Source organism: Streptomyces sp. AC627_RSS907, from assembly GCF_019049165.1.
Genome location: NZ_JAGMUE010000286.1, coordinates 1 through 674 on the forward strand (window position 1 = coordinate 1; position 674 = coordinate 674).

At 75.5% G+C, this 674-nt stretch carries 1 pseudogene; it reads left to right on the top strand.

The window, feature by feature from the left end:
• Positions 1-203: 203 nt before the first annotated feature.
• Positions 204-674: pseudogene (locus KUM32_RS33760) on the top strand (hypothetical protein); the annotation flags it as partial.

Sequence of the window (674 nt, forward strand, 5' to 3'; positions counted from 1 at the left end):
GGCCCGCGGGTGGTCGAGGCCGCGAAGGAGGTCGCGGACGCCCTGCGCTGAGCGCCGGCCGCGCGCCCGGGGCCGCCGTCGCCGCGCCCCGCGCCGGCGCGGGCGATCCGCCGCGCCCGCCCCCGCGGCGCCGCCCTGCCGTGCCCCGCCCTGGCCGGCCCTGCCCGGCCGGGGAAACGTTGCCGTCCTTTAGGGTGGCGGACGTGTCTCCTCGCGCTCGCATCCTCGCGGTCTGCTCCACGCTCGTCGTCGCCCTGCTCGCGGTCGCCGCGTTCGCGCCGCTGCCGTTCTCGATCGCCTACCCAGGGCTGACCGCGAACGTGCTCGGCTCCGACCGTGGCCAGCCGGTGATCACCATCGAGGGCGCCCCGACCCGGGAGACCAGCGGGCAGTTGCGGATGACGGCCATCGTCGCCACCGGCCCGGACGCGGACATCCGCCTCAAGGACGTGGTCAGCGGCTGGTTCAACGAGGGGCGCGCGGTGATGCCGCGCGACTCCGTCTACCCGGTCGGCGACTCGCCGAAGGAGGTGGACAAGCACAACCGCGAGGAGATGAAGGAGTCCCAGGACTCGGCGGTCCAGGCGGCGTTGGGCTACCTGCACCGCTCGCCGAAGGACGTGAAGGTCACGCTGCGGCTCGCCAAGGTCGGCGGCCCGAGCGCGGGGCTGATG